Below are 26,239 nucleotides of genomic sequence, written 5' to 3'. Positions count from 1 at the left end.
TGGTTCAGCCTTTAGGCCAGCTTATCTGCGTTTGGCTCTCATTGATTCTTTTAATGATCCGGACAGCGAAAGCATTTCACAAACCTTATCATTCCAATCGATTAGGGCGTCTTCAGGCGAGGTGCCCAGGCCCGAAACATCGTGTTCATCTTCGAATGATAATACGGCATAGTAAGAATCACCATCCTGATAGACGGATGGTTTAAATTGCATCACAAATGTAGGTAGCCTGTACCTGTTATAATCAAAATCCACAAGTCTTCCCGGATCGTTCTGGCCTGTTGTTTCATAATGTATCCGTTTTTTTTGATTGTTATGCAATCGCTAACTGTTTCCGACAAACAAACGTGTTTCCAAATTAAGTCTTTCATGTTTCCTTAAGGTTAGAACCTTGTTGTCTGTTTGTTAAATTTATTTGAGTATGCTCGTGGCTTTCGGTCAGCGTCGTAAGCTTGACCTGAATAAACAGCATAACTCACAAAAATATCTTGTCGGTTAAAACGGATTTAGACTTTTTTGAGACCGGGAAATTATGCTTACTGAATTAAGTTTAAGATAGGAAAAAGAGGATGCTGGTATACACCCTCTTATTGAATTCGCTGGAATTTTGAATATCAGGAAAAATGCCAATGCGCTAAACCTTTGCTACTGGCAAAAGTTGTACGGCGGGATCTGATAAATGGTTATGGTTTGGTTTAGAATAGTCATCCGAGCCCCTTTTATTACTAAATCCCAATCAAATAAAAAAAGCCTGCAATCATACGATTTGCAGGCTTTTTTATTTTTAAACCATTTAAGCGGAGAGCGAGGGATTCGAACCCCCTGGACCTGTTACAGTCAACAGTTTTCAAGACTGCCGCATTCGACCACTCTGCCAGCTCTCCGCTGCAAAAGTACAAACTCAGCTTAAAACTGCAAACTCCGAATGCTTTTTTTTTATTTAAACTTGATAATTCCTTAACACAGAGGGAGAAAAAATTATTTTTTCTGTATGTTTTCTTCTATTGGCTCAGATTTTTTGAAAAGATTAAACGTAGGGCGGATAATCTTAACGCTCCGTTTGCTTACATCAACGCTGGCATTTAATTCGAAACCGATTAATAAAATCAACGAATTTAAATATAACCAGATCATTACAACGATTAGTGTACCAATGGAGCCGTAAACTTTGTTATATGAAGCAAAGTGATTGATGTAGAAGGAAAAACCCCAAATGGTAATGAAGGCTAAAAATTGTGGCAAGCCACGATCCAGCACTAAACAATCGCCATTTTTTGGTATGTGAGGGCCCATATCGGTATAAAATAGAAATGGTAATAAAGTAGAGGGTAGCCAATAAAGCCCATCGTGTAAATTGAACAGCGTAAACTAAAAAGCTATCTTTAATGTGCAATTCGTTGGTAATTTTATTTAATAGTACCTCGCCAAGGGCCATTGCACTAATGCAGATAATAATTGAAAAGCAAATAATTGTGGTAAGTACCAAGGCTATTAAACGCTGTTTTAACCAGCCTCTGGTTTCAATAATCAGCGATGATTTATTAAAAGCTTTCATCAGGTTTTTAACGCCATTGGTAGCAAAAAATATCGCCGAAAGGAAACCAAAAGATAATAAGCCCCTGTTCTGGTTTTTGATGATATCTTTTAAAGTGGCTTCAAAAGCATCAAAGGCATTGTGTGGCAATACCAGTTTGTATTAAGTTTAAAAGCTGATCCTGGAAACCTTTAATCGGGATAAAGGGAATTAATGTAAACAGGAAAATAATACCCGGAAAAATGGCCAGCATAAAACTATAAGCCAGAGAAGAAGATTTATTTACCAGTGAATCTTTTCCGATTTCGCGAAAGAAAAAATGTGGCCACGGTATACAATGGGAGTGGACTAAAACCGGGCAATATACAGCCTTTGGTCCATTCGATAAACCGCGAATAGAGCTTAACATGTAATAATTGCCTGTGTAACCATTCCATTTTATTGTTACTTAAAAAATACCGATAACTTCTCCATAAAGTTCTGTGGCGGGTTTGTGGGTTCGTTTTTATGCATATCCACAAATACAAGGGTGGTAGCCCCGATATTTATCAATTCTTCTTTCTCATTATACAACTCATAATCAAAGAAAATTCTGACACCCGGTAATGTTTTAATAATTGTTTTTACGGTAATCTCCTGATCGTAAAGTGCAGGTTTAATGTATTTGCATTTCAATTCTAAAACAGGCATCATAATGCCGTCGGCTTCCATTGCGCTGTAACTCATGCCCAAACTGCGCAACATTTCTACACGGCCAACTTCGTAATATTGGGCATAATTACCATAATACATATAACCCATCTGATCGGTTTCGCCATAACGAACCCTGATTTTTGTGCTGTGGCTATACATTATTTAAATATATTTCTTTTATTTAAAGCCTCGCGGTATTTCCTTGCATTAATTTCGTGCTGTGCTTTATCAGCCGCAAAGTTATGGTAGCCCGAAAAATCTTCTTTCGCACACATGTAAATGTAATTGTTCTGGTCGCGGTTAAGCACGGCATCAATGGCATTAATACTCGGCATCATAATCGGGCCCGGAGGCAAGCCGGCATATTTATACGTATTGTAAAGCGATTGTACCTGCAATAATTTGCCAGTTACCCTTTTAACAGTAAAATCATTATTGGCAAAAATAACTGTCGGGTCGGCCTGCAATAATATTCCCTTATTTAAACGGTTCAAATACAAACCAGCAATAATCGGCATTTCTTTATCGTAAAGTGCTTCAGCATCAACGATAGAAGCCAGAGTATATACCTCGAAGGAGTGAGGTTTAAACTTGCTGCCTTTTGCTTACGGTCTGCCGTCCAAAATTTATCGTATTCTTTATGCATACGCTCAAAAAAATCAACTGGCGAAATATTCCAGTACATTTCGTAAGTATTGGGGATAAACATGGCGTAAACATTATCCTGGTTAAAGCCATACTTGCTGCTTAATGCAGTCGAATCCAAAACATGAATAAAACTCAAAGAATCAGCCTCCAGGTTACTGGCTAAGTAAGCTGCAAAATTTTCTTTCTTGCGGATGTTGTGAAATTTCAATTTAACAGGATCCTGGTTACCCGCTTTAATTAAATTGATCAGGGTACGGTTTGTCATCCCTTTCTTCAGGCGGTAACGCCCTGGTTTAACATTGGTAGCCAGGTTCATTTTTCCAGCTGCGGCACTAAAAGAAGAAATACTTTTTACCACGAGTCTTTCTTTTTCATTTCAGCAACTAAATCGTCGTAGCTGCTTCCGGTTTTAATGTATAGGTATTTTTGGTTTTCGGTAACGTTAGGGGCAAAATATAGCCTGTAAAGGTTTAATGCAAAGTAACCGGCAATTAAGATCACAACAAGGGCAGCAATAATTGCCGCTTTTTTGCCAGTAGATCTCATGTTCTTTTTTTTTCTACTTCAGTCATCTGTATAATGTGCGTATTTTATTGTTGTTTGTTAGATAATGTAATGTTGATTTTTGTGCCGATAGCTACTTTTGTTACCGAATCAACCAACATAGGATCCTGTTTGGTAATAATGGCTGCAGCACTGTCGGTAATTGGTCCATCGTAAATAATGGTGCCCAAACTTAAATTTGAACCCCTTAAACTAAATTTAGCCTCATCCATGGTTAATCCCATTAATTGTGGAATGTCCACTTCCTCATTGCCACGTCCGTCTCCCAATACCAGATTGATTCTCGAACCTACAGGTACAATCTGCCCGGCTGTAATCGGCTGACCGCCAAAAGAGGCTTCTAAAACTACATCACGGCTTACATCAGGTTTATAAGTGGTATCGCCAAGTTTTAATCTCGAACTTTCAATTATGGCGGTGCCTCCCGTAAGGTTTTAAACGCAACATCAGGGAATTTGGTATTAGGTGTTTTGCCTGCATTAATGGTTAAATAAATCGTCCGGTTATCTTTAACAAAGGTATTTGGGTCAGGATCCTGATCAATTACAATCCCCGCTGGCTGATCCATGATGAAAACAGAATCTACTTCATATTTCAATCCGGCATCTTCCAGTTTCTTTACCGCCTGCTCAAAAGATAAGCCTTTCACCATTGGCACATTTAAGCCTTCGCCATGTTTTGTATAATACCTTAGGCTAAAAAAAGCGATCAGCAGCAGGGCAACAACAGTTAATATAGCAGCTAAAATGTTGTTTCTAAACGATTTGGTTTTTAAATAATCTATAAATTTAGACATGAATCTTAATTTGGGTTATGCGTACAAGCTCAAATGTAACTATTTTAATTATCGAATGACTTACTGAATCTGATTCACCACTCAATCAATAACTAATTCTCTCATTCAATCATTTAATATTTCTATCCTTCGATATTATTAAAGCACAAAGATATTTATATTTTTGAGGATATATTTACATTCAAATTCAATTTAATTAAGGATTTCTGACATGAAGAAAACGATTGCGTTGTTAACAGGCGGTACCACAGGCGAATGGGTTGTTTCGGTAAAAAGTGCAGCTACAATTGCCCAAAATATCGATCCAAACTTATACGATGTATATAAAATTATGCTTAACGATAAGGGATGGTTTTATGAGCCTGCCGATTCTGTTAAAATTGATGTAGATAAAAACGATTTTTCGATAACACTTGAAGGAAGAAAGATAAAGTTCGACGGGGTGTTTATTGCCATTCACGGTTCGCCGGGCGAAGATGGAAAACTCCAAGGGTATTTCGATATGCTGGGCATTCCTTACACCACTTGTGATGCCTTAACTTCATCAATTACAATGAATAAAGGGTACACAAAAGCCATTGTAGAAGGAATTGACCACTTGTATACAGCCAAATCAGTTCAGATATTTAAAGGTGGAAACTACAGTCTGGATAAGATTAAACAAGATTTAAAATTACCCTATTTTGTAAAACCAAACAGTGGAGGCAGCAGCATCGGCATGAGCAAAGTGAAACATGCTGATGATCTTGACGGGGCGATTGATAAAGCTTTTCAGGAAGATGACCAGATTTTAATCGAAGAATTTGTTAGCGGGAGAGAGTTTTCAATCGGCGTTTTTGGTGCCGAGGGTAATATCACGGTTTTACCTACAACGGAAGTAATCCCTCAGAATGAATTTTTTGAATTCCGAAGCCAAATATACACCAGGATCTACTGAAGAAATTACCCCGGGGAGGATGAGCGATGAAGAACTGGTTCGCGTGCAACAGGTAGTTACAGCCGTTTACAAAAAGTTGAATTGCAGAGGTGTGGTAAGGGTCGATTATTTCCTGGAACACGAAACTGGTTAAGTTTTATTTTATTGAGATCAATACCATTCCAGGCGGCAAACCGCTACCAGTTTTATTCCTCAGCAAGTAGCTGCAATGGGCATTACATTAAAAGAATTTTATACACGTTTGATGAAAGAGAACACTTGGCTAGTTTTGTTCGTTCGCAGTCATAAGCCTTATAGTTGAAGATTAAAGCGAGTAAGGAATTCAGAAATTAACAGATTAATCAAACTACTCAATGACATAATTTGTTGAGAGATTATGGCGGTATTATCGAAATTTCAAGCTTTTATACAATGTAAATGTCCACGCTGCCGTAGAGGGAGATATCTTTAGCGGAAGTGCCTATGCTTTTAAATTACAGAAAAACAAATGTGCACTGCCCGCATTGCAATTTAAAATTCGAGCGCGAACCTGGTTTTTTCTGACGTGGCAATGTTTGTGAGTTACGCCATGAATGTTGCTGAAATTATCACCATCGGTGTTGCATCCTATGTTTTAGTGTCTCTGATTCGGTTTATGAAAACCTCTGGTATTATGTAGGTTTCATATTGGCCGGTATTTTATTGCTCTCCCCAATTAATTATCGTTATTCGAGGGTTATCCTATTGCATTACCTCACACCTGGCTTGCATTATGTGCCCGGAAGTCGGCGATTAGGTCGTATTTTGATAAGAAAAGCGAGAAAATTTATCGTTGTATAGTTTTGCATAAGTGCCATTTCTTAAGGATAAACCTTAAATATGCTTGGCTAAAGAATGCTTTCGTTTGGTTAAACCAGCAATTAAGTTAATAATAGGTAAAGATTGAAACAAGTATAAAGCCAGAAATTGCTACCATAATTTGTGTGTTTGTAATGCTGGAAATAATCAATCGAATTTTCATCTGTTAATTCTGCCAAAGCAAATAACTTACTCAACCGGTAACTCATAAATGATGCAGCAAAATATAGCGAAAATTGATAGTAGAACATGCTATCCAGCTTAATGTGTTCCAGGCTAAATAGGGGCTCAATAGTTTATACAATAAAGCGACGATAAATAAGAAAATAGCTAAATATCTTATACAATTGATGTTTGTAATTACATAATAAGTATCATGTAGATTAATATCCAGATTGACTAAAGGAATGAAAAATGAAATAATTAAAAGCAAAACGCCTAAAAGCACAAGAAAGTTGTAAGTTTTAAAAAGTAATTTCATTTTTAGTCTTTGTGTATCAAATATTAACTTGATCGTCAGCTTGAGCATAGTCGAAGACGGCTTAATTCATCGTGTTCTTTTGTAACAAGGATGACAGAGAAAGGCGATTTTATCGCCATAATTAACGCATTAAAAATGCGAATCTCTTGAATCCTCGTTAAAAACGAGGACTATTTACCTTTTGATTCATCGTCCTCGTTTGTAACGAGGATGATCGAGAAAGGCGATTTTATCGCCATTAATTCTGATTATTTACGCATTAAAAATGCAAATCTCTTGAATCCTCGTTACAAACGAGGACTATTTACCTTTTGATTCATCGTCCTCGTTTGTAACGAGGATGATCGAGAAAGGCGATTTTATCGCCATTAATTCTGATTATTTACGCATTAAAAATGCAAATCTCTTGAATCCTCGTTACAAACGAGGACTATTTACCTTTTGATTCATCGTCCTCGTTTGTAACGAGGATGATACGAGAAAGGCGATTTTATCGCCATTAGTGCTTATAATTACGCATTAAAAATGCGAATTTCATAAATCTTTGTTAAAAACGAGGGCTATTTACCACTTAATTCATCGTCCTCGTTTGTAACGAGGATGATCGAGAAAGGCGATTTTATCGCCATTAATTCTGATTATTCACGCATTAAAAATGCGAATTTCAGAAATCCTTGTTATAAATAAGTACTATTCACCTTTTGATTCATCGTCCTCGTTCGTAACGGGAATGACTGAGAATGGCGATTTTATCGCCATTAATTCTGATTATTCACGCATTCAAAATGTGAATTTCATAAATCCTCATTACAAACGAAGACTATTTACATAATAATAAAATTGTCAGTCTGAGCGTAGTCGAAGATCTTATCAAATACCTCTTAAACGCTAAATACAACTTCTTTTTCTACTGCTTAGCTAACAACTTCATTTATACAATCAACCAAAGCCTTAACTTTTTTTTCTGAAGTGAGCTCGTATTGGTATTCATCTTCAATGCTACCCATTTTGGTTTCGGTGTTTCGGAACTTCATTTTGCTGGCTACAAATTCTTTCGCCGAAGCATGAAACTGCGTTGCACCCGTTAGTTCCATTAAGTTTTTAATGTTGTTTTCGTTTATGCCTGCACCGGGCATAATGATGATGCGGCCATCTGCTTGTTTTATGAGTTGGGCGAGCTTTTCGGCACCAAGTATGGCAGAAGGAGCGCCTCCTGAAGTGAGCAACCGCTTAATTTTAAGTGAAATTAAATCTTCCAGAGCCTGATCCATATCATTACTCATATCAAACGCACGGTGGAAAGCAACTTCCATCGGTTTCGCAAGTTCAATAAGTTCCGCACATCTTTGTATATCAATAGAACCGTTTTCTTTAAGTATTCCTATAACAATGCCTTCGCATTTTAATGATTTACAGATTTTTATATCCTCTTTCATTAACTCAAACTCTATGTCGTCATATAAAAAATCGCCACCCCTCGGGCGGATAATTGGCCACACCTCGATTGATAAATTCTTCTTTGCCAAAGCAATCTGAGCATAACTTGGTGTGGTACCACCTTCGGCAAGGTTATCGCAAAACTCAACCCTTTTGGCACCACCGTTTTGGGCAGCCAATGCCGAACGGTAAGAATTTGCACATACTTCCAAGCAACCAATTACCTTTTCACTATTCATATTTCTGTTTAATTGATTAAAATTATTCCTGTGGTCCTGCCGGACCTAAAACCACCCATCCCTTTGGCGATTTGTAAGTATTAAGCAGTTGTACCGATTTTCCTCCGTCAGGGTACCAGCAAACCTCAGTAATCAGGTAGTGGGTATCGTCGATTTTTTTACGTTCAGGAAAAGCATTTTGTACGGTAGAGAAATCTGGAAAACCATGTTCTTCGATGCTGTTTATGAAAGATAATTCGAGCTACTTCAGCGGTTTCATTAATAATGTCATGGTTGATTTTCATATTCATTACCGAAAGCAGTGATTTAGCTTCCTCATAAAAATCTTTACAAGCTAATGCTGCATTTAAATCTTGATTGATGTAAGCCTGTTCAATTGCCAGAATAGCACCTTCAGGTGTATCGAGATTTGCTTTAAAATGATCTATGCCTTCGTCAATGTATAAGCCTATGCTATTGTCAAAAGCTGCTCTATCTTTTTCCGGAACGCCGTCTCGTATCGCCCTTATGGTATATCCCCCTATTAAACGGCCATTTTCTTATACTCATCCAGTCTGATATCAAATTGCGGTTAATTCCAATTTTTTGATTCAAACGAACAGTTTTTACATCTACAGGTTCATTACCAACTGTACCGAAAAGATTGCCTTCATCATCAAAATGCGGCTCTGTTAACCAAATATGTTCACTGTTTTTGCCATCGATAATATGAACCTTAACCGAGAAATAAGCATGGTGTGGTTGTGGGTTGGCAAGGCTTTCTTCGAAATACCAAAGTGTTAACCTGGCTTTTTCTATTGCCCATTTCATGCGTTCATCTTCGTTGGGGATATAAACCATATCAGGTTCACCCTTACGCTCCTCCACATTTTTTTTGCCGAAAATTTTAGATAATAATCCCATCGAGCGTTTTTTTTATATTTTTTGGGATGTTACTTAATAATAACTTTTACCTTTTATTAAAAGATCTTGTTTCTCTGCATTGCAAACCGCATAACTGAAACCTTGTTGAATGGCATAGGCACCATATTCGCCCTTTTTGTTGATGGCCAAAAAACCCACCTGAATATTTTTGGCTGTTTCTGGTTTCTTTTTGATAATTCGCATAACTGCCTCTTTACAAGCTGCTTCTGGAGTATAACCCTGGCGCATTAATTCTACTACTAAGAACGAGCCAACATTTCGCACCACTTCCTCGCCAACACCCGTTGAAGTTGATTCCACCTACCTCATTGTCTACGTATAAACCAGCTCCAATAATCGGACTATCGCCAATACGGCCATGAAGTTTGTAAGCCATGCCACTTGTAGTACATGCACCAGAAATATTTCCTTTGGCATCAATTGCCAACATGCCAATGGTATCGTGGTTGTACTGGTTACCTGGCAATTTTTGTGGAGCGGCTTTTTCGTAAAGTTTATTCTCGATATTCATTACCGGAGCATACTTCGCTGTTTTTAACCACTCTTTCCATGCCTTTTCGCTGGCAGGCGTAAGCAGGTTTTCTTTTTTAAAACCCTGTTCCAAGGCAAACTGTAATGCTCCATCGCCAGCCAACATTACATGTGGTGTTTTTTCCATAACCTTGCGGGCTACTGAAATTGGATGTTTAATGTGCTCTAATGCCAAAACAGCACCACAATTGCCCAGTTCGTCCATAATACAGGCATCAAGTGTTACATTACCATCGCGATCAGGCAAACCGCCATAACCAACTGATTGATTTTTTTCATCAGCCTCGGGCACCCAAACCCCTTGTTCAACAGCATCTAATGCTCGTCCGCCAGATGATAGTACTTTCCAGGCATCGGCATTTGCCGCAATTCCGAAATCCCAGGTAGATATAACAATAGGATAGTTTTTTTCCTTTGAATCTTTTTGAGGCACTATTTCGGCAATACTACTTTTATCAATAGCCAGTAATCCGGCAGATAGGGCAGATGTTTTAATGAATTTACGGCGGTTAAACATGTAGGTGGTTAATTGTTAGAATGGGGGTTAACTGGTTAAATTGTTGAAATTAGTTAATCGTTTAACTGATTGCTGGGTTTTTTAATGCTAAATTATGAATTTGCTCATTGGTATTGTTCAAGCTGTTGATTGATTTTTTAGATCATCAGTTACTCAATGGTAAACCTGTCTGCATCTTTAAGAAAAGGGAATTGTCGTCTGATTTTTACCAGTTCCTCATAATTTATGCTAAAGGTATACAAATCTTCATCTTCTGGTTTGTAATAAACGGTATTGCCATAAGGATCTAAACACATGGATAATCCGCTGTGGTAAATCTGGTTTCCGTCATGACCAACGCGATTAACGGCAATTACATAACTTTGGTTTTCTATCGCCCTTGCCGGAATTAAAGCCTTCCAGTGTGCCGAACGTTTATCAGGCCAGTTGGCAACCAAAAGCAGGATATCATATTCCTGGTCTACATTGCGCAACCATACAGGGAAACGGAGATCGTAACAAATGGCCAGCCTGATTTTCCATCCTTTAAGCTCAACAATCAATTTTTCTTTACCTGGGCTAAAATGATCGTCTTCATTGCCCATACCAAAAAGATGGCGTTTATCGTAATGCTGGTGTTTACCATCTGGTTCCATCCAGATTAATCTGTTGTAATATTGGTTGTTTTCTTTTATAATTAAGCTGCCGGTAACCACACAATTGTATTGGTGGGCCATTTTTTGCATCCATTGCATGGTTTTTCCACCCATTTCTTCTGCCAGCGTTTCCGAATTCATACTGAAACCTGTATTAAACATCTCTGGCAAAATAATGATATCTGTTTTCTCCCGAACACCCATCGATAAACGTAGGGCCAGGTTTAACAGGTTTTTTTCTATGTTTTCCCAAAAAAGATAAGCTTGAAAGACAGTTACTTTCAGGTTTTCTATTTGAGTGTAAACAGGTGCTTCCATTTTTATTTATTTGGGATGGTTAAACATTTTTTAATTTCTCTGCAGCCAAAGCAAGCGTTGCATTTTCTTTGGCAAAGCAAAACCTGATAATTTTATGGTCGGTAGCTCTTTGATAAAATGCAGAAACCGGAATAGTAGCTACGCCAAATTCTTTAATGAGCCTCATACTGAAATCGGTATCTTTTTCATCACTGATATCGCTGTAACTAACGCATTGAAAATATGATCCGTTGCAGGGCAGGAGTTTAAATCTGCTATCAGCTAAAAGTGTTCTGAAATAGTCGCGCTTTTGCTGAAAGAAACCAGCGATTCCGTTATAATTTTCAGGTTCTTTAATGTAATTGGCAATAGCCTGCTGCATGGGACTATTAACGCTGAAAACATTAAATTGGTGTACTTTCCTAAATTCTTTCATCAGTTTCTCTGGCGCTAAACAATAACCCAGTTTCCAACCAGTGGCATGCAAAAGCTTGCCAAAAGAAGCTATAATGAAGCTGCGGAGTCTTAATTCAGGGTAGAGGATCACACTTTGATGTTTTTGTTCATCGTAGATTAAATGTTCATAAACCTCGTCGCTTAAAATTAAAATATCGGTGCCAGTAACAAGTTTTATCAGCGATTTCATATCATCTGATGATAAAATACTACCTGTAGGGTTATGTGGCGTATTTAAAATAATCATCCTGGTATTGGCGGTAAAAAGTTTTTTTACCATGTCCCAATCTATGCCGTAATTTGGTGGGGCAAGCTCATAAGTTTTAACCAAACCGCCTAAAAGTTTTACCGTGGGCGCATAACTATCGTAAGCTGGTTCGAAAATAATTACCTCGTCGCCAGCACTAATAATTGAGGCCAATGCCGTAAATATCGCTTGTGTACCGCCAGCGGTAACGGTTATTTCTGTTTCAGGATTATATTTTACATTGTAAAGTTTTTCAACTTTCTGAGCGATGGTTTCTTCAAAAAGTTGGCTCCTGGCATTGGCGCATACTGATTAAAACCATCTTTCATGGCCTCATTTACCAAATTTATCAATTTTGGGTCGCAGGCGTAGTCGGGAAATCCCTGTGCAGTAAATTGATGGCGATTGTGTTCTGCACGCAAGTTTCGCGATTGCCGAAAAAATGGGTGAGTGCTTACGCCGGGAGGTTTAAGATTGTATATTAAGACATCGTGTTAAGCGAAAATAGGAAAAAAAAAGCTTAAACCTTAAAAATAGGAGGTAAAAGCTGCTTAGAAATTGGTGATTATTGGAAAAATATAATCAAATTTTGAAAAAGTGGATAAAAATATCCTGAATTGTAATTAAACCCTTGATCGATACGATGGTCAATAAATTTTAATAAGACGAATCGATTTAACCCCTGTAAAAACGAGCTGATTGTATTATTTCAAATATATTTTCATCTTATTTAAAATTATTCCAAATAAACTATTTTCTTTGCATTAAAAATCTCCAAATTATCCATAACATATGAAGTTTAGACATCTAGTCGCAGCCTTTTTAGTGGTAATAACTGCATCAGCATTTGTTAACCCAAAAAAAACCTTAAGAACATACGTTTCCAATTATGAAAATGTATTGGGAACATCATTAGAATTAAAATTTAAAGCAAACAATCAATCCGATGCAGATCTGGCAGAAGAAAATGCTTTAAATGAGATCGATCGTTTAGATAATATTTTAAGTGCTTATAAAACAACTAGTGAGTTTAATAAATGGATAAATAACGGAAAACAAACAACTAAAATCTCCGCCGAATTATTTGAAGTGTTGCAACAGTTCGAAAATTATAAAGGTTTAACCAATGGTGCACTCGATGCTTCCGCTGCTGTAATCGGTAACGTTTGGAAAAAAGCAGCCAGCGAAAATCGTTTGCCATCTGCGCAATCGCTTCAAGTTGCGGTTAATCAGGTTAAACAACAACACTATGTGCTCGATGAAAAAACAAATCCGTTACCCGATTGGATGATGTGCCTTTGGCATTAAATTCTTTCGCAAAGAGTTACATCATTAATAAAGCTGCTGAAAAGGCAATGCAAACCTCAGGCATCGAAAATGTTGTGGTAAACATTGGTGGCGATATGGTTATTAAAGGAAATCAGCCAGAAGCCATTGAAATTGCCAACCCTAAAGCCGACGCTGAAAATGATGCTGCGCTAACAACCATCAAAGTTTCTAATATGGCTGTTGCTACCAGTGGTAATTACCGCAGGGGTTTTAGTGTAAATGGAAAGTGGTACTCGCACATTGTTGATCCGCGTACTGGAAATCCAGCTACAAACATTATCAGTGCTACTGTGATTGCAGCTAATGCAAGTGAAGCAGGTGCGCTGGCAACTTCATTCAATGTGCTCTCGGTTTCAGAAATCGAAAAACTAACCGCAAATAGGAAAGATATTGCCTATTTATTGGTTACCAAAGATGGAAAAGAGCTTAAAAGCAGAGAGTGGGCAAATTACGAAGTGGCCTTAAATAAACCTGCACTTGCCATAACTAAGGCAAATAAACCAGAAAAACCATGGAATACGAAATATGAATTGGTCGTAAATTTAGAGATTGCCAATATCGAATCAACTGATGGTAAGCGTGTTCGCCGTCCATTTGTTGCTGTTTGGGTTGAAGATGCTGCGAAAACACCAGTGCGTAATCTTGCAATCTGGTACAATAAACCACGTTGGTTGCCTGATTTAAAGTCGTGAAGCACGTGCCAATGGCGACGAATTTAAAAAAGGAGCAGAAGGCAAATTAAGTTCTACAAGTTCGGCTACCCGTGGCCCTGGCAAATACAGCCTTTCATGGGATGGAAAAGATGATAGCGGCCAATTGGTAAAAGCCGGAACATATACCGTTTTTATCGAAGTAGCCCGCGAACATGGATCATACCAGGTAATTTCTAAAGAAATGAAATTTACCGGTTCAGCACAAAAAATAGAATTAACCCCAAATACAGAATTAGCATCAGCATCCCTTGACTACAGAAAAATCCCAAAAAAGTAATCCAATTCCCGTACCAAGTGGCCTTGGGAAAAAGCCGGTTAAAAAGGATAGCGGAAAAGGAAAAGGTAAAAAACGTTTAGCCGGACTATCACGATGGCTGCATATTTATTTGTCGATGGTGAGTTTTACCATCCTGCTGTTTTTTGCAGTATCGGGTTTAACACTTAACCATGCAGACTGGTTTACTTCTGGGAAAGAAGTGGTAACCAAAGATTCTGGATCGGTTGATTTGAAGTGGGTGAACCAACCAGATACCAATAAAATTAATAAGCTTCAGATTGTTGAGTTTTTTAGGAATAAGCACCAGGTTAAGGGGGCTTTAAGTGATTTTAGGATGGATGACAGAGAATTGAGTTTAACCTTTAATGGCCCGGGTTACCTGGCTGATTCTTTTATTGATCGCGAAACCGGTAAATATGAATTAACAACAACAAGATTCGGAGCTGTAGCTGTAATAAATGATTTACATAAAGGAAGAGATTCTGGTAAGGCCTGGTCGTGGATTATTGATATTTCGGCAGTACTGATGACTTTAGTGTCCATTTCAGGAATTATCTTAATCTGTTTTATTAAAAAGAAACGATTAAGTGGCTTTATCATCGCAGCAGTAGGTACACTTGTTTGCTATCTGATTTACAAGTTATTTGTACCATAATAAAAAACCACAAAGGCAAGAAGAAAATTGCTTTTGTGGTTAAAAAATTAATGCGCAACAACAGCCGAATCAGCAGAGGCTTCTACTTTAGTGGTGATAAATCTTCTGCCGATTAATAAACAACCTAAAGCAATAAATGCAGCAGCCGTCATTACCAATGGCATAGGCACAACAGAATGTTCGCTGAATAAACTTACCATTACAGATGCTAAAGCACCCAGGCCCATTTGCAGGGCACCCATTAATGCCGAGGCACTTCCTGCATTTTTGGTAAATGGTGCAAGTGATAAAGCGGCAGCATTTGGATTGATTAAACCTAAACAGGCCAGAAATAAAGCAATAAAGCCAATGGTTGAGTATAAATTTAACCAGTTGTTTAAAGCAAATATCAAAAATATCAGGCTAAAAATACATTGTGCAATAAGCGCATAGCTTACAATTTTTTTGCTCGTAAACCACCTTAATATTAAGCTGTTTACCTGGCTCGATCCAATAAAAGAAACAGAAAGCAATGCAAAAATCCACCCGTAACCCGTTTTGCTTACTTCATATATCTTCATAAAAACCTGAGGCGAAGAAGATACATAAGCAAATAACCCTGAAAATGTAATCGAACTGATTAAGGCATAAGTGTAAAATTGAGGTTCTTTTAAAACCGTTAAGAAATTGGTTAAAATAGGCTTTGGCTTTAATGAATAGTTCGGATCAGGTTTATAACTTTCTGGCAATTTAAAAATAGATGCCAAAAGCATTAATATGGCCATTAATCCTAAAAATACAAACACATATTTCCAACCTAAGGCCGAAATTAAATAGCCTCCAGCCGTTGGGGCCAGCATTGGCGAAACAGCAATAACCAGCATTAATGAAGCAAACACTTTTGGGCTTTCTTCAACAGAAAAAAGATCCCGTACCATCGCTACAGATGCCACAGCAGTTGCACAACTCCCAATAGCCTGTACAAAACGTAAAACAATCAGTTGGTTTACATCTGTTACAGCCAGGCATAAAAAGGAAGCAACAATATAAAGGGCTAAACCAAAGTATAAAGGTTTTTTTCGGCCAAATTTATCCAATAGCGGACCATACAATAACTGCCCGGCAGAAATTCCGATAAAAAAGCTCGATAAGGAGAGTGCTACAGTAGATTCTGTGCTTTTTAAATCTTTTGCAATATCAACAAAACCAGGTAGATACATGTCAATTGAGAAAGGGCCAAGTGCTGCCAATGAACCTAAAATGAGTATAAGATAGAAGTGTTGTTTTTTAGCCATGAAAATTACTGGTTTTGAAGGCGCAAAGATTGGGAGATTTAATTGGTTAACCTATTTTTAAGGTCGAATGATTGTAAAAATCATATTTTTAGTTAAAATAGCTGTATATGCGTAATCTTTGTGTTATCTCTGTTAAAAATACACTAATCAATATACTAAATAGGCTATTTATTTCTAGATTTATAGTCTATGACTTTTAAAACAAAAGAAAGCCGTTTGCTCCTCATTCTGGGAAGCTTTTTTGTGGCAAATGCTATATTATCAGAATTTATCGGGGTTAAGTTGTTTAGTGTTGAAGAAACACTTGGAATTAAAAAGTTCGATATCAATCTGTTGGGGGTGCCCAATTTGTCATTTGTGATGTCTGCAGGCGTATTAACCTGGCCCATCATTTTTATCATGACAGATATAATAAATGAATATTTTGGCGTAAAACAAGTCCGTTTCCTTTCCATTATGACTTCGATTTTAATTGCTTTTGCTTTTTTGGTTGTATGGGGATCAATGCATTTGAGTGCTGCCGATTTTTGGGTGCATCAAAAAATCAATGGTGAAGATTTAAACATGAACAATGCTTTTGCCGGCATTTTCGGACAGGGAATGTGGATTATTGTAGGTTCAATCACCGCTTTTATAATCGGACAGCTGGCAGATGTGGTCATTTTCCACCGGATAAAAAAAATTACCGGAGAACGTGCCTTGTGGTTGCGCGCAACAGGATCAACGCTGGTTTCGCAGTTAATTGACAGTTTTGTGGTGATTTTTATTGCGTTTTACTTAAACCCGCAATACCATTACAGTTGGCAAATGGTTGCTGCAATTGGATTGGTTAATTATACCTATAAATTTGTGGTAGCCATTTTAATGACACCAATATTGTATGTGGTGCATACTATTATTGATGGCTATTTGGGAAAGATCTTGCGCACAAATTAATTAAGATGGCTGGGAGGGGATAATTTTAAGAATACCATAACCAAATAATTGTACTTATGAGATTAAACATTGTAACGTTACTTGCTGCGCTTACATTGGCCTCTTGTGCCAATAAAGATAATAGCAAAAAAGAGAATCTTGATATTCAAGGTAACTGGCAGTTATTTTCTGCTACAACCATCGAAAATGGAAAAAGCCAGACCACCGATTATTCAGGTAACTTAAAAATGATCAAAATGTTCAACAATACACATTTTGCATTTTTAAGACATAGCATTAACCCTAAAGACACAAGTAGTTTTGATGCTGGAGGGGGGCAACATTTACCTTAAACAAGGATGATTATACCGAACGCCTTGAATATTATAAAGATAAAAACTGGGAAGGCAAAACCTTTAAATTTAAACTGGCCGTTCATCAAGATACGCTGATTCAAAAAGGTATTGAAAAAGTAGAAAAGCAGGGGTTGACCGGGTGATTATTGAAAAATATATCAAAATTAAATAGAAATTAATTCGATCCCTGTTGTTTAATATCAGGTTCTCTGTAATGGGAATAAATAAACAATTTATGGGGTTGATTGCGTTGTTCTATAATCCATCATTATATTGTTTTATATTAAAACATTTGTATCTTTGGGTATGGGATACGAATTATCAAAAAAAGAAATCGGAGAAGGAATTGCTAAACTTCGATTAAATAAAGGCTTTTCTCAAGAAGATTTGGCTAAGAGTATCGCCATTTCAAGATCATCATTAACTCAGATAGAATTGGGCAATAGAGTGGTGAGCCTGAGCGAAATGCAGAAATTATCGATGGTATTGGGCTTTTCTCTTGATGGTTTTATGGCTAAAGATTTTCTGATCTCCCAGGATTTAAATTTATCTGAAGAGACAAACGAAGATGTTATTGAGGAACGTATTTCTGTTCCAACCCTGAATGTAAATAAATTCAAAAATGTTTTGCTTTATATTTTAGAGCGTTGCGCAGGCAAGCCGAATGTTGGTGAAACTGTACTTTATAAATTGCTTTATTTCTCTGATTTTAATTACTATGAATTATATGAAGAGCACTTAACAGGAGCAAAGTATAAAAAATTACCTTATGGCCCGGTTCCTCAAAAACTAGATGCAGTTATAAACCAAATGATTGATGCCAATATGCTCCAAAGGATTAAAACGGAGTTTAAGGGCTATCCACAGAAACGTTACTTACCATTGGAAAAAGCAGATTTAACTGTACTTAAAGCAAGTGAGAAGGATGTTATTGATAAAGTGATCGAACAAATGAGTGATTGGTCTGCCACGGCGATAAGTGATTATTCACATAAAGATTTACCTTGGGAAGTTACAGAAGAAGGCAAAGATATTAGTTACGAATTGGCCTTTTACCGGGAACTGCCATATTCTGTTAGGGTGTATGATGAAGATGATAATTAAATTATGCACTTCAATTCGCTCAATGAATTTAATAGAGATTTAAAGTTTTTATTAAAAAAATATAGAACATTAAACGACGACTTAGAAATGGTTAAGGCAATTATAAATGTCAGACCAAGTCAGCAGCCACCATTTAGTTTTACCATAGATAATTTGGGTATTCAAACCTGTGTGATTAAAATAAAACGGATGGCTTGTAAATCTTTAAAAGGCCGGGGTGTAAATTCTGGATTGAGGTTAATATATGCCTACTTCGCCGAAGAAAAAAGATTGTTTTTATAGAGCTTTACCATAAAAACGACAAGCAAAACGAAGATAAGCAACGCATTTTAGAAAATTTTAAATAAACGCAAAAGGTCGGAATCGCTCCGACCTTTGTACTTAACAACAAAACAAATAAAAAAAATAACCCTAAAATAAATTATAGGCTTGCCAGCTCCCGGGCAAAAACATTTTCACTTAATTGCTCTTGTTTGTAAATCTGCCTGCCGGTATATGCCACAAAAACAGATTTATCCAAAAGCAAGTCGCGGTTTTTAATTAAGCTTTCTAGCTTAACGGTTCCAACCACATATTTATAGCTGCTGGCAGCATAACGTTCGCTAATGATATCAAATTCCAATAGCGTAATCAAATCTTCATCTGCATAACGCAAATAGATTTCCAATAAAATTTCTTCAGTATGTTTTACACCATTTTCCGAATGGTACTTTTTATATTCATAACGGTAATCATAGCGTAATGCTGCAATATCCGAAAGTACAGCTGCGCCAGTTGGATGGCCGCCAGCACCTTTACCATAAAAAAACTGTTTATCTGCAAAAGCAGCCTGAACAGCAACCGCATTGTATTCATTTTCTACATTGTATAGAAAATCATCTTTAGCTACTAGTTTTGGCAATACATAAGTCACTATTTCCTTTGTGTTCACTTTACGTGCTGTAGGAACTAATTTGATTTTAAAATTCTTTTCACGTGCATATTTAATGTCGTATTGAGAAAGATTCTGTATTCCGATGTTCAATATAAAATCAGGATTTACAAATAATCCATAGGCGTGCGCTGTAGCGATAGCCAATTTGTATTTCGGATCGTAGCCTCCTACATCGAGGATTGGATCTGTTTCAGCGAAACCTAAATCCTGTGCTTCTTTTAAAGCAGAATCATAACTTTGGTTTTCGTTAAATATTTTCGATAAAATGTAATTGGATGATCCATTAAAAATGCCGCTTAAAGCATGGAAAAGCTCATTGTCGTAATATTCTTCCAGGTTTCGAATAATCGGAATACTACCACAAACAGCTCCTTCGTATAATAAAGATGTACCATGTTCCTGCTGTAAATCAACAAGTTCTTTCAAATGTGTAGCAATCATTTTTTTATTGGCCGATACTACATTTTTGCCATTTTTTAAGGCTGTAGTTACAATTTCGTAAGCTGCATCAGCATCATTGATTAACTCTACAATTGTATTGATCTCTGTATTATTCAGTATTTCGTTACGATCGGTAGTAAACAGATCTTTATTTAGGGTACGTTTCTTTCTTGGATCTTTTATCGCAATTTTAATAATCTCCAAATTCAGGTTCTGGCTTTGGATAATATCCAATAAACCTTGTCCTACAACTCCGAAACCAAATAAACCGATTTTTAAATTCTTACTCATTATTGTATTTATGATTACGCACATAGATGGTTTATCCCCACACTAACTGCTTTTATTTTGTGATTTGTTTTAACTTGCGGCATCTGGTATTTAACTTTCAATCTTTACACCCTCAGCCTTGTAGCTTTTTAAGCCGTATGCTGTAATTTGATTATCTTTTTATTACGGCTTTCTTTAATAAAATTCCCGATTACATTGGTAAGCGCATCGGTTTCAATTAGAAACCCGTCATGTCCATAATCAGAATGCAATGCGATAAATTCTGCACCATCAATATGATCAGCTAAATATTTTTGTTCGGATAATGGAAACAAAACATCATTTTCTATTCCTATTACCAGCGTATTTGCCGTAATTAATTTTAAAGCTTCAGCAATGCTTTTGCGGTTTCGGCCTACATTATGACTGTCCATAGCTTTAGTTAAATAATAATAACTATATGCATTAAAGCGGTTGATCAGCTTTTCTCCCTGATAATTCTGGTAAGAAGACGACCTGAAATTATCGGTTTTATCATTTACGCTTTCTACCTGAGTACTGCCATAAGCACTGTACGTTCTATAACTCAAAAGTGCAATACTACGTGCAGTTTTTAAACCTTTGCTGCCTCCGTTTGGCTGGTTGGCATAAAAAGTTCTGTCGGTTGTAATGGCCAAACGCTGACTTTCGTTAAAAGCAATTCCCCAAGGTGAATGTGCAGCATTAGTTGCTATCAAGATCAGGTTTTCAATTTTGCCAGGTTCAGAAATACTCCATTCAACAGCTTGTTGCCCACCTAAAGAACCACCGATCAACAGTTTAATGTAATCAATACCCAAATGCGCAGCCAATAATTGATGGGCTGATACTAAATCCCTTATCGTAAACTGTGGAAAGGATAAGTAATAGGGCAGGCCATTTACAGGATTTGTACTTAATGGATTTGTACTTCCATAATGCGAACCCAAAACATTGGCGCAAACGATATAATGATCTTCCGGATTAAATAAAGCATTATCGCCAAACAGGCCTTCCCACCATTCAAAAACATCTGCATTGGCTGTAAGTGCATGGCAAACCCAGATTACGTTATCCTTATTCGCATTTAATTTGCCATAAGTTTGATAAGCAATCTGAAGGTTTCGGATCTTTTTCCCGCTTTCTAATTTGAATTGTTTATTGTAATTATATGTAGCGCCTAAATTTCCCGAAGAAGATTTTGGAGTATTATCATGTTTAGCGTTATGCATTTTGTAATGTTGTTGTTTTTTAATCCCTTAGGCAGGGTTGGGTTAAGCTTGTAAATGAGCTGCTGTAGTTAAATTATTGATACTTGCGAATGCCTGTTCGAAATCGGCTTTAATATCATCAATATGCTCAATACCGACCGAAACCCTTAATGCGTTTGGTTTTACGCCAGCCGCCAGCTGTTCTGTTTCACTTAACTGTTGATGGGTGGTTGCTGAAGGCTGAATAATAAGCGTTTTCGCATCGCCCACATTTGCCAGGTGAGATACCAGTTTTAAATTATCAATAACCTGTGTTGCGTTTTCTTTGCTTCCGGCCAACTCAAAAGATAAAACTGCGCCAAAACCATTGCTTAAATATTTTTTAGCCAGATTGTTGTATTTACTACTCGCTAAGCCCGGATATTGAACTTCTTTAACCAGCGGATGGTTTTCTAACCAGGTGGCCAATTCCAATGCATTATCTACATGGCGTTGAACGCGGAGCGATAGCGTTTCTAATCCCTGCAACAAAAGAAAAGAATTAAAAGGTGATAGGGCAGGGCCAAGATCTCTTAATCCCTCAACCCTTGCACGGATGATAAACTGAATATTGCCAAATGGTCCACCGATGCCAAAAACATCGCTGAAAACCAGTCCATGGTATCCTTCAGCAGGTTCTGAGAACTGCTTAAATTTCCCGTTGCCCCAATTGTAATTTCCACCATCAATAATAACACCTCCAATACTTGTACCATGACCACCAATCCACTTTGTTGCAGATTCTACAACAATGTTTGCGCCATGTTCTAATGGTTTAAATAGATAACCACCTGCGCCAAAAGTATTGTCTACAACCAAAGGAAGGTCATATTTTTTAGCAATTGAAGCAATTTTTTCAAAATCGGGGATACTAAAAGCAGGGTTGCCGATGGTTTCGAGGTAGAGCGCTTTGGTTTTATCCGTAATTTTATTTTCAAATTCTTCAGGCACATCCGGGTTGGCAAAATCAACATGTATGCCTAATCTTTTAAATGCTACTTTAAATTGGTTGTATGTTCCGCCATAAATATGAGAAGAGGAAACGATGCTATCTCCGGCTTCTAAAATATTGTTTAATGCAATAAACTGAGCCGCCTGACCAGATGCTACCGCTAGTGCTGCAACGCCACCTTCTAATGCAGCGATACGTTTTTCGAAAACATCATTTGTTGGATTCATAATCCTGGTATAGATATTTCCGAACTCTTTTAATGCAAATAGATTTGCGCCATGTTCTGCATTTTTAAACCCATACGATGTGGTTTGGTAAATAGGTACTGCTCTGGAACCTGTTGTTGGGTCTATTTCCTGACCCGCATGTAATTGTAAGGTTTCAAATTTATATGAAGTTGACATAATTTCTTTTTTTTTAATGTTGATTGATGAGCTACAGGTAAAGGCTTAGCCTAATATTAACCTAACAGGGCGTATCCCGATTTCCCGGGACCTTCCAGTTTGAATGAAACAAAAAAGGAAGATTTTTAAACTACTGTATGCAACAGCACATACAAGTAACCTCACGCATGTTGCAACAAATAAAAGAAATAGAATTTTTTTCTGACTTTTTCAGGTTTGCAATGGGCTCGCTTAGCGATTGAAGATTTAATGTTTTCATCAGTTCTAATTTTATATCTCCAAATAACACCTTGTTATCCGGTCAGGAATTGGCACCTTCTCTCTCGAGGGTTGCCAGTGGGTCGTCGAGCCAGTCTCTCGCCACTTCTTTATAAATCAACCTGCGAAGATTGACTTTTATTTAGCTTTCCGCCAAATAATATTTCAAATGTCTGAATTTAATTTTAATTCACAAAATAAAATTCCGAATTTAAGTTAACTTTATGAAAATGAGGTATGTATTTTTTGTTAAAATATTGGCTTAAAACTTTTAATATAAAATTAACGCTTAAAATTCTAAGTTTGTGTTACCTATCTAAATTTAATCATGATGAAAAATACAAAATCCCTATGTTTAGTGCTACTATTTGCCATAGGAAGTTTAAACAATGTAAGCGCTCAATTCGGAGGTTTAAAAGATAAATTATTAAAAGTAGGCACTGCCCAGGGTGCTAAAGCTTTAGGTGTAGATAGGTTTTTGAAACAACCAGCAGCCATTACAACTAATTTTGAAGATGTAAACAGAGGGGCCAAAAATTGCCAGATTTTATCACCACTTTAAATTTAAAAGCACAACCTTTATATCTATTGCCGAAAAATCCTGATGGAGGATTTGTACTATGTGAAGGCCTTTACGAAATGACCAATAAAAGTTATTGCTTAAAAGCAGGAACTTTTGCTCCATCAAAAGGAGACGGTTATATGTTTGCGCCTGTTTTAGGTCCGAAAGAGGAAATTGTGGTATCTATTTTAAAAAGTGCTGAAAAACATCCAGATGTAGAACAACACGATATCCAGGCTTTATTATGGACAATAATTGCAAGAACTAAATTTGCTGATTATAACGGTCAGATTAAATTAACTGCAATTAAATTATTAACACCAAAACAACTTACTCAGCTGGAAGGTGGTGCATTGGGCGTTTTGCCATTTGATGTGATGGAAAAAGCAAAAGATCAATTGCCATCGGGTGTGGAAAGCGGTTTTTGAAGCTGAAAATAACATTCGCCAATTGGTTGCTTCCGGAAATTATACCTATGCGGATCTTGAAAAATATGCAATTGTTGCGGGTATGGCTCCGCCAAGAAGTGATGTGCCAAGTGGCATCTGGACGAAACACCCTGATGGTTATTATGTACGTCATCTTCCTTCGGGATACTCAATTACCAAAGTACAGGTATACGTACCGAAAGAATTGTTAGCGAATGGAACCAAATTAATTTGACGATGCAGCAGGAGATATTGCCTGTCCTGCCAATACAGGTTCTCAACGTTTGGCAGCAAAACTAACGGAACCATTGGAAGCAAACTATTCGTTAAAGTTGAGTACGGTTTGGTAATCCGAAGTAAATTTTAAGGCCACGCAGGTTTTAAAACCTGGCGCGGTTTAATTAAATTAACCCAGTGCCTGCGCTAAATCGGCTGATAATATCATCTACGTGCTCTAGGCCTACAGAAATTCGAAGAAAATTTTTTGGTGTTTTACTATCCGGTCCTTCTACTGAATAGCGGTGTTCTATTAAACTTTCCACGCCACCTGAACTGGTTGCCTAGCAAATAACTGAACTTTGTTCACCACCTCACGTGGCAGCTTCAACATCTCCTTTAACTCAAAACCGACATCATTCCGCTAAAATCTTTCATTTGTTTTTTAGCAATTTCGGTGCTGTGGGTGGCTTTCAAGTCCTGGGGCAAAAAAACAGCCTCAACTTTTGGATGGTTATTTAAATAATCGGCTACAATTTTTCCATTTTCGCAATGGCCTTTCATGCGATAAGCCAGGGTTTTAATGCTCCTGGTTAATAAAAAACAATCAAAAGGAGAAGGAACAGCCCCACCAGTTTGTTGAATATATTGAAATTTCTCCCATCAGCTCATCTTTTTTTGCCGTAACTCAAAATTCCACCAAGCACATCACTGTGGCCGCCAAGGTATTTAGTGCTGCTATGCATCACAATGTCGGCTCCTAATAAAATCGGGTTTTGCAAAATTGGAGAGGCGAAAGTGCTATCGCAAACCAATGTAATGTGATTTGATTTGGCTATATTAGCAATTGCTTCAATATCAGTTACTTTTAATAACGGATTTGATGGTGTTTCAATCCAGATCAGTTTGGTATTGGTTTTAATGCTCGATTGTATCAGATTTAAATCAGTTTGATCTACAAAATCGAATTCCAGGCTATCATTAAAAATGGTTAATAACTGTTTTTTAATTCCCCAGTACATATCATCGGGTGCAATAATATGACTACCCGGTTTCAGTGCTTGGAACATGGCCAAACCGCAGGTGTTACCAGAAGAAAAAGCTGCTGCATCTTCGCCATACTCTAATTTAGCCACAGTGTTTTCTAAAGCAGACCGGTTTGGGTTGCTTACCCTGCTAATACGTGTGCCCGCCGGGATAACCGCCATCTTCTCCACGAAAAAAAGTTGTTGACAGATTAATTGGGGGCGTTACATCACCTGTGGTACTTTTTAACTAGATTAAGAAGCGTGAATAGCAAGGGTTTCGGGTTTCATGAGGATTTATGTTTATCGAAATAATATTGGAATACAATTTAATAATTTGGTGCTAATTTAAGGTTCGTAATCGTTTTGGCAAGATTTATGTATAAAGTTTGACGAAAATTAAATTAAACAAAAATGAAAAGATTATTTATAGCTATCGCAATAGCATGTTCTACTTTAGTAATGTTACAAAGCTGTAATACCGCAAAAAGAGTAACTGCAGGTGTAACGGGTAGCAGGGGTACTGTTGTTCGTGAGTGGGTAGTGAGTAATATTGCTTTGGAAGGTTTACCAGATGGTGCTGTTCAAGGATTATTTGGAGAAAAATCATACAAATGTTTTCGGGAAGTACCTGGAATTTAACCAATAGCGGTAATGGTTCTTATACTTTACCTGCATCAAGTGCATGTGGTTCGGTAATGCAAACCATTTTCTGGTCGGCTGCACCTAAAGACCAGACTTTCCAGTTCAAGAAAATATTTGAAGGAGATAAAGCTAAAAATGTAACTGAAGGTTATCGTTTGGTATTAACTGATCTTTCTAGCACACAAATGATCTTAAAATCACCAATTGAATTTGGTGGTAAAACGGCAAACATCGGTACTTACATTTGTACCTGCTGCAAGATAGTTAGCTTAAACATTTACCTGTGAAAAACATAATAAGAGCACCTCTGTAAAGAGGTGCTTTTTTTGTTTACCATCTTTTAGGATTGCCACGAAAACACGGATTTACACGGAGTTTCTTAGACTCTTTGTAGTAGGTTTTTAACCACAGATATAAATTAGAATCAGGTTTTGTCTTGC

The 26,239-nt window shown here is 37.2% G+C and carries 31 protein-coding genes, 1 tRNA gene, 3 pseudogenes and 1 riboswitch; of the genes and pseudogenes, 15 read left to right on the top strand and 20 right to left on the bottom strand.

All coding sequences use genetic code 11. The features are described from left to right. Window positions 1–21: 21 nt before the first annotated feature. The 8 genes and pseudogenes from AC0IWE_RS08775 to AC0IWE_RS08740 form a co-directional block, all read right to left on the bottom strand. A complete protein-coding gene (locus AC0IWE_RS08775) occupies window positions 22–321 on the bottom strand; it encodes a hypothetical protein (RefSeq protein WP_471792765.1) in 300 nt (99 codons plus the stop codon). A gap of 477 nt (window positions 322–798) precedes the next feature. Further along, a tRNA-Ser gene (locus AC0IWE_RS08770) sits at window positions 799–884 on the bottom strand. 94 nt (window positions 885–978) lie between these two features. Further along, window positions 979–1,971, bottom strand: a pseudogene (locus AC0IWE_RS08765) (YihY/virulence factor BrkB family protein). 7 nt (window positions 1,972–1,978) lie between these two features. Then, window positions 1,979–2,386 (bottom strand): acyl-CoA thioesterase, encoded by a 408-nt coding sequence (locus AC0IWE_RS08760; protein WP_471792764.1) that lies wholly within the window; start codon window positions 2,384–2,386, stop codon window positions 1,979–1,981. Beyond that, a pseudogene (gene mltG, locus AC0IWE_RS08755) lies at window positions 2,386–3,191 on the bottom strand (endolytic transglycosylase MltG). Before mltG ends, AC0IWE_RS08760 begins: the two are co-directional and overlap by 1 nt. Before the next feature lie 35 nt (window positions 3,192–3,226). Continuing rightward, entirely contained in the window at window positions 3,227–3,421 is a 195-nt protein-coding gene (locus AC0IWE_RS08750) for a hypothetical protein (protein ID WP_471792763.1), read from the bottom strand. Window positions 3,422–3,465: 44 nt separating this feature from the next. Then, a complete protein-coding gene (locus AC0IWE_RS08745; protein WP_471792762.1) occupies window positions 3,466–3,708 on the bottom strand; it encodes a PASTA domain-containing protein in 243 nt (80 codons plus the stop codon). Between the two features lie 140 nt (window positions 3,709–3,848). After that, a complete protein-coding gene (locus AC0IWE_RS08740) occupies window positions 3,849–4,235 on the bottom strand; it encodes a PASTA domain-containing protein (protein ID WP_471792761.1) in 387 nt (128 codons plus the stop codon). Window positions 4,236–4,446: 211 nt separating this feature from the next. Between AC0IWE_RS08740 and AC0IWE_RS08735 the strand changes: the two genes are divergently transcribed. After that, window positions 4,447–5,172 carry a D-alanine--D-alanine ligase gene (locus tag AC0IWE_RS08735; protein ID WP_471792760.1) on the top strand — a complete coding sequence of 242 codons (726 nt, stop codon included), beginning with the start codon at window positions 4,447–4,449 and terminating at the stop codon, window positions 5,170–5,172. Continuing rightward, complete coding sequence (locus tag AC0IWE_RS08730) at window positions 5,135–5,305, top strand: hypothetical protein (protein WP_471792759.1); 171 nt, start codon at window positions 5,135–5,137, stop codon at window positions 5,303–5,305. The genes AC0IWE_RS08735 and AC0IWE_RS08730 overlap by 38 nt, the downstream gene beginning before the upstream one ends. A gap of 2,099 nt (window positions 5,306–7,404) precedes the next feature. Here AC0IWE_RS08730 and AC0IWE_RS08725 read toward each other — a convergent pair. The 6 genes from AC0IWE_RS08725 to AC0IWE_RS08700 all read right to left on the bottom strand — a co-directional run bounded on the left by AC0IWE_RS08725 (window position 7,405) and on the right by AC0IWE_RS08700 (window position 12,043). Then, window positions 7,405–8,166, bottom strand: a complete 762-nt coding sequence (locus tag AC0IWE_RS08725; protein ID WP_471792758.1) for a copper homeostasis protein CutC — start codon at window positions 8,164–8,166, stop codon at window positions 7,405–7,407. Between the two features lie 471 nt (window positions 8,167–8,637). Continuing rightward, a complete protein-coding gene (locus AC0IWE_RS08720; protein ID WP_471792757.1) occupies window positions 8,638–9,069 on the bottom strand; it encodes a YegJ family protein in 432 nt (143 codons plus the stop codon). A gap of 33 nt (window positions 9,070–9,102) precedes the next feature. Next, on the bottom strand, window positions 9,103–9,318 hold the full coding sequence (locus AC0IWE_RS08715; protein WP_471792756.1) for a hypothetical protein: 216 nt from the start codon (window positions 9,316–9,318) through the stop codon (window positions 9,103–9,105). Beyond that, a complete protein-coding gene (locus tag AC0IWE_RS08710; protein ID WP_471792755.1) occupies window positions 9,284–10,138 on the bottom strand; it encodes a N(4)-(beta-N-acetylglucosaminyl)-L-asparaginase in 855 nt (284 codons plus the stop codon). The genes AC0IWE_RS08715 and AC0IWE_RS08710 overlap by 35 nt, the downstream gene beginning before the upstream one ends. Before the next feature lie 149 nt (window positions 10,139–10,287). After that, on the bottom strand, window positions 10,288–11,091 hold the full coding sequence (locus AC0IWE_RS08705; RefSeq protein ID WP_471792754.1) for a nitrilase family protein: 804 nt from the start codon (window positions 11,089–11,091) through the stop codon (window positions 10,288–10,290). 19 nt (window positions 11,092–11,110) lie between these two features. After that, window positions 11,111–12,043, bottom strand: a complete 933-nt coding sequence (locus AC0IWE_RS08700; protein WP_471792836.1) for a methionine aminotransferase — start codon at window positions 12,041–12,043, stop codon at window positions 11,111–11,113. A gap of 522 nt (window positions 12,044–12,565) precedes the next feature. On the opposite strand from AC0IWE_RS08700, the gene AC0IWE_RS08695 reads away from it, so the two are divergent. The 4 genes and pseudogenes from AC0IWE_RS08695 (at window position 12,566) to AC0IWE_RS08680 (ending at window position 14,747) form a co-directional block, all read left to right on the top strand. Continuing rightward, window positions 12,566–13,081: an FAD:protein FMN transferase gene (locus AC0IWE_RS08695; RefSeq protein ID WP_471792753.1), complete on the top strand. Its 516-nt coding sequence runs from the start codon at window positions 12,566–12,568 to the stop codon at window positions 13,079–13,081. Next, entirely contained in the window at window positions 13,066–13,794 is a 729-nt protein-coding gene (locus AC0IWE_RS08690) for an FAD:protein FMN transferase (RefSeq protein WP_471792752.1), read from the top strand. The genes AC0IWE_RS08695 and AC0IWE_RS08690 overlap by 16 nt, the downstream gene beginning before the upstream one ends. Before the next feature lie 46 nt (window positions 13,795–13,840). Further along, a pseudogene (locus AC0IWE_RS08685) lies at window positions 13,841–14,092 on the top strand (DUF2271 domain-containing protein); the annotation flags it as partial. Continuing rightward, the gene (locus AC0IWE_RS08680; protein WP_471792751.1) at window positions 14,064–14,747 is read left to right on the top strand and encodes a PepSY-associated TM helix domain-containing protein; all 684 of its coding nucleotides are present in this window, start codon (window positions 14,064–14,066) and stop codon (window positions 14,745–14,747) included. The pseudogene AC0IWE_RS08685 and the gene AC0IWE_RS08680, both read left to right, overlap by 29 nt. A 47-nt stretch (window positions 14,748–14,794) precedes the next feature. Here AC0IWE_RS08680 and AC0IWE_RS08675 read toward each other — a convergent pair whose 3' ends face one another. Beyond that, the gene (locus tag AC0IWE_RS08675; RefSeq protein WP_471792750.1) at window positions 14,795–16,021 is read right to left on the bottom strand and encodes a multidrug effflux MFS transporter; all 1,227 of its coding nucleotides are present in this window, start codon (window positions 16,019–16,021) and stop codon (window positions 14,795–14,797) included. A gap of 189 nt (window positions 16,022–16,210) precedes the next feature. On the opposite strand from AC0IWE_RS08675, the gene AC0IWE_RS08670 reads away from it, so the two are divergent. The 4 genes from AC0IWE_RS08670 (at window position 16,211) to AC0IWE_RS08655 (ending at window position 18,678) form a co-directional block, all read left to right on the top strand. Further along, window positions 16,211–16,957: a queuosine precursor transporter gene (locus AC0IWE_RS08670; protein WP_471792749.1), complete on the top strand. Its 747-nt coding sequence runs from the start codon at window positions 16,211–16,213 to the stop codon at window positions 16,955–16,957. Between the two features lie 56 nt (window positions 16,958–17,013). Continuing rightward, complete coding sequence (locus AC0IWE_RS08665; protein WP_471792748.1) at window positions 17,014–17,289, top strand: hypothetical protein; 276 nt, start codon at window positions 17,014–17,016, stop codon at window positions 17,287–17,289. Between the two features lie 309 nt (window positions 17,290–17,598). After that, window positions 17,599–18,396 (top strand): type II toxin-antitoxin system antitoxin SocA domain-containing protein, encoded by a 798-nt coding sequence (locus AC0IWE_RS08660; protein WP_471792747.1) that lies wholly within the window; start codon window positions 17,599–17,601, stop codon window positions 18,394–18,396. Between the two features lie 3 nt (window positions 18,397–18,399). Beyond that, window positions 18,400–18,678, top strand: a complete 279-nt coding sequence (locus AC0IWE_RS08655) for a hypothetical protein (protein WP_463495606.1) — start codon at window positions 18,400–18,402, stop codon at window positions 18,676–18,678. A 139-nt stretch (window positions 18,679–18,817) separates the two neighbouring features. Here AC0IWE_RS08655 and AC0IWE_RS08650 read toward each other — a convergent pair whose 3' ends face one another. The 3 genes from AC0IWE_RS08650 to AC0IWE_RS08640 all read right to left on the bottom strand — a co-directional run bounded on the left by AC0IWE_RS08650 (window position 18,818) and on the right by AC0IWE_RS08640 (window position 22,665). Beyond that, window positions 18,818–20,062 carry a homoserine dehydrogenase gene (locus AC0IWE_RS08650; RefSeq protein ID WP_471792746.1) on the bottom strand — a complete coding sequence of 415 codons (1,245 nt, stop codon included), beginning with the start codon at window positions 20,060–20,062 and terminating at the stop codon, window positions 18,818–18,820. Between the two features lie 128 nt (window positions 20,063–20,190). Then, on the bottom strand, window positions 20,191–21,291 hold the full coding sequence (locus AC0IWE_RS08645; RefSeq protein ID WP_471792745.1) for a homoserine O-acetyltransferase family protein: 1,101 nt from the start codon (window positions 21,289–21,291) through the stop codon (window positions 20,191–20,193). A gap of 42 nt (window positions 21,292–21,333) precedes the next feature. Further along, complete coding sequence (locus tag AC0IWE_RS08640) at window positions 21,334–22,665, bottom strand: O-acetylhomoserine aminocarboxypropyltransferase/cysteine synthase family protein (RefSeq protein WP_471792744.1); 1,332 nt, start codon at window positions 22,663–22,665, stop codon at window positions 21,334–21,336. Between the two features lie 267 nt (window positions 22,666–22,932). Next, window positions 22,933–23,042: riboswitch (SAM riboswitch) on the bottom strand. Window positions 23,043–23,251: 209 nt separating this feature from the next. Here AC0IWE_RS08640 and AC0IWE_RS08635 point away from each other — a divergent pair. The 3 genes from AC0IWE_RS08635 to AC0IWE_RS08625 are packed head-to-tail and all read left to right on the top strand — an operon-like array spanning window position 23,252 to window position 24,148. Then, complete coding sequence (locus tag AC0IWE_RS08635) at window positions 23,252–23,485, top strand: hypothetical protein (RefSeq protein WP_471792743.1); 234 nt, start codon at window positions 23,252–23,254, stop codon at window positions 23,483–23,485. Next, window positions 23,461–23,913, top strand: a complete 453-nt coding sequence (locus AC0IWE_RS08630; RefSeq protein WP_471792742.1) for a hypothetical protein — start codon at window positions 23,461–23,463, stop codon at window positions 23,911–23,913. The genes AC0IWE_RS08635 and AC0IWE_RS08630 overlap by 25 nt, the downstream gene beginning before the upstream one ends. Beyond that, complete coding sequence (locus AC0IWE_RS08625; protein WP_471792741.1) at window positions 23,894–24,148, top strand: hypothetical protein; 255 nt, start codon at window positions 23,894–23,896, stop codon at window positions 24,146–24,148. The genes AC0IWE_RS08630 and AC0IWE_RS08625 overlap by 20 nt, the downstream gene beginning before the upstream one ends. Before the next feature lie 380 nt (window positions 24,149–24,528). Here AC0IWE_RS08625 and AC0IWE_RS08620 read toward each other — a convergent pair whose 3' ends face one another. Next, complete coding sequence (locus AC0IWE_RS08620) at window positions 24,529–24,774, bottom strand: PLP-dependent transferase (RefSeq protein WP_471792835.1); 246 nt, start codon at window positions 24,772–24,774, stop codon at window positions 24,529–24,531. 23 nt (window positions 24,775–24,797) lie between these two features. Next, window positions 24,798–25,337: an aminotransferase class I/II-fold pyridoxal phosphate-dependent enzyme gene (locus AC0IWE_RS08615; protein ID WP_471792740.1), complete on the bottom strand. Its 540-nt coding sequence runs from the start codon at window positions 25,335–25,337 to the stop codon at window positions 24,798–24,800. A gap of 231 nt (window positions 25,338–25,568) precedes the next feature. On the opposite strand from AC0IWE_RS08615, the gene AC0IWE_RS08610 reads away from it, so the two are divergent. Together AC0IWE_RS08610 and AC0IWE_RS08605 are read left to right on the top strand one after the other, a co-directional pair. Further along, a complete protein-coding gene (locus AC0IWE_RS08610) occupies window positions 25,569–25,796 on the top strand; it encodes a hypothetical protein (RefSeq protein ID WP_471792739.1) in 228 nt (75 codons plus the stop codon). Further along, entirely contained in the window at window positions 25,769–26,086 is a 318-nt protein-coding gene (locus tag AC0IWE_RS08605) for a hypothetical protein (RefSeq protein ID WP_471792738.1), read from the top strand. The genes AC0IWE_RS08610 and AC0IWE_RS08605 overlap by 28 nt, the downstream gene beginning before the upstream one ends. Window positions 26,087–26,239 lie beyond the last annotated feature (153 nt).

The sequence above is a fragment of the Pedobacter sp. AC402 genome (genome assembly GCF_979252805.1).
Note: the sequence above shows the minus strand (reverse complement) of the source record. Positions and strands in the feature narration are given on the sequence as shown.

What these genes read in the sequence shown, in the direction of transcription:
- AC0IWE_RS08675 (WP_471792750.1), bottom strand. Translation starts at nt 16,021, where the DNA reads ATGGCTAAAAAACAACACTTCTATCTTATACTCATTTTAGGTTCATTG.
- AC0IWE_RS08635 (WP_471792743.1), top strand. Translation starts at nt 23,252, where the DNA reads ATGATGAAAAATACAAAATCCCTATGTTTAGTGCTACTATTTGCCATA.
- AC0IWE_RS08710 (WP_471792755.1), bottom strand. Translation starts at nt 10,138, where the DNA reads ATGTTTAACCGCCGTAAATTCATTAAAACATCTGCCCTATCTGCCGGA.
- AC0IWE_RS08665 (WP_471792748.1), top strand. Translation starts at nt 17,014, where the DNA reads ATGAGATTAAACATTGTAACGTTACTTGCTGCGCTTACATTGGCCTCT.
- AC0IWE_RS08640 (WP_471792744.1), bottom strand. Translation starts at nt 22,665, where the DNA reads ATGTCAACTTCATATAAATTTGAAACCTTACAATTACATGCGGGTCAG.
- AC0IWE_RS08750 (WP_471792763.1), bottom strand. Translation starts at nt 3,421, where the DNA reads ATGAGATCTACTGGCAAAAAAGCGGCAATTATTGCTGCCCTTGTTGTG.
- AC0IWE_RS08650 (WP_471792746.1), bottom strand. Translation starts at nt 20,062, where the DNA reads ATGAGTAAGAATTTAAAAATCGGTTTATTTGGTTTCGGAGTTGTAGGA.
- AC0IWE_RS08725 (WP_471792758.1), bottom strand. Translation starts at nt 8,166, where the DNA reads ATGAATAGTGAAAAGGTAATTGGTTGCTTGGAAGTATGTGCAAATTCT.
- AC0IWE_RS08735 (WP_471792760.1), top strand. Translation starts at nt 4,447, where the DNA reads ATGAAGAAAACGATTGCGTTGTTAACAGGCGGTACCACAGGCGAATGG.
- AC0IWE_RS08720 (WP_471792757.1), bottom strand. Translation starts at nt 9,069, where the DNA reads ATGGGATTATTATCTAAAATTTTCGGCAAAAAAAATGTGGAGGAGCGT.
- AC0IWE_RS08660 (WP_471792747.1), top strand. Translation starts at nt 17,599, where the DNA reads ATGGGATACGAATTATCAAAAAAAGAAATCGGAGAAGGAATTGCTAAA.
- AC0IWE_RS08705 (WP_471792754.1), bottom strand. Translation starts at nt 11,091, where the DNA reads ATGGAAGCACCTGTTTACACTCAAATAGAAAACCTGAAAGTAACTGTC.
- AC0IWE_RS08695 (WP_471792753.1), top strand. Translation starts at nt 12,566, where the DNA reads ATGAAGTTTAGACATCTAGTCGCAGCCTTTTTAGTGGTAATAACTGCA.
- AC0IWE_RS08605 (WP_471792738.1), top strand. Translation starts at nt 25,769, where the DNA reads ATGTTTTCGGGAAGTACCTGGAATTTAACCAATAGCGGTAATGGTTCT.
- AC0IWE_RS08655 (WP_463495606.1), top strand. Translation starts at nt 18,400, where the DNA reads ATGCACTTCAATTCGCTCAATGAATTTAATAGAGATTTAAAGTTTTTA.
- AC0IWE_RS08740 (WP_471792761.1), bottom strand. Translation starts at nt 4,235, where the DNA reads ATGTCTAAATTTATAGATTATTTAAAAACCAAATCGTTTAGAAACAAC.
- AC0IWE_RS08610 (WP_471792739.1), top strand. Translation starts at nt 25,569, where the DNA reads ATGAAAAGATTATTTATAGCTATCGCAATAGCATGTTCTACTTTAGTA.
- AC0IWE_RS08670 (WP_471792749.1), top strand. Translation starts at nt 16,211, where the DNA reads ATGACTTTTAAAACAAAAGAAAGCCGTTTGCTCCTCATTCTGGGAAGC.
- AC0IWE_RS08760 (WP_471792764.1), bottom strand. Translation starts at nt 2,386, where the DNA reads ATGTATAGCCACAGCACAAAAATCAGGGTTCGTTATGGCGAAACCGAT.
- AC0IWE_RS08645 (WP_471792745.1), bottom strand. Translation starts at nt 21,291, where the DNA reads ATGCATAACGCTAAACATGATAATACTCCAAAATCTTCTTCGGGAAAT.
- AC0IWE_RS08615 (WP_471792740.1), bottom strand. Translation starts at nt 25,337, where the DNA reads ATGGCGGTTATCCCGGCGGGCACACGTATTAGCAGGGTAAGCAACCCA.
- AC0IWE_RS08715 (WP_471792756.1), bottom strand. Translation starts at nt 9,318, where the DNA reads ATGCGCCAGGGTTATACTCCAGAAGCAGCTTGTAAAGAGGCAGTTATG.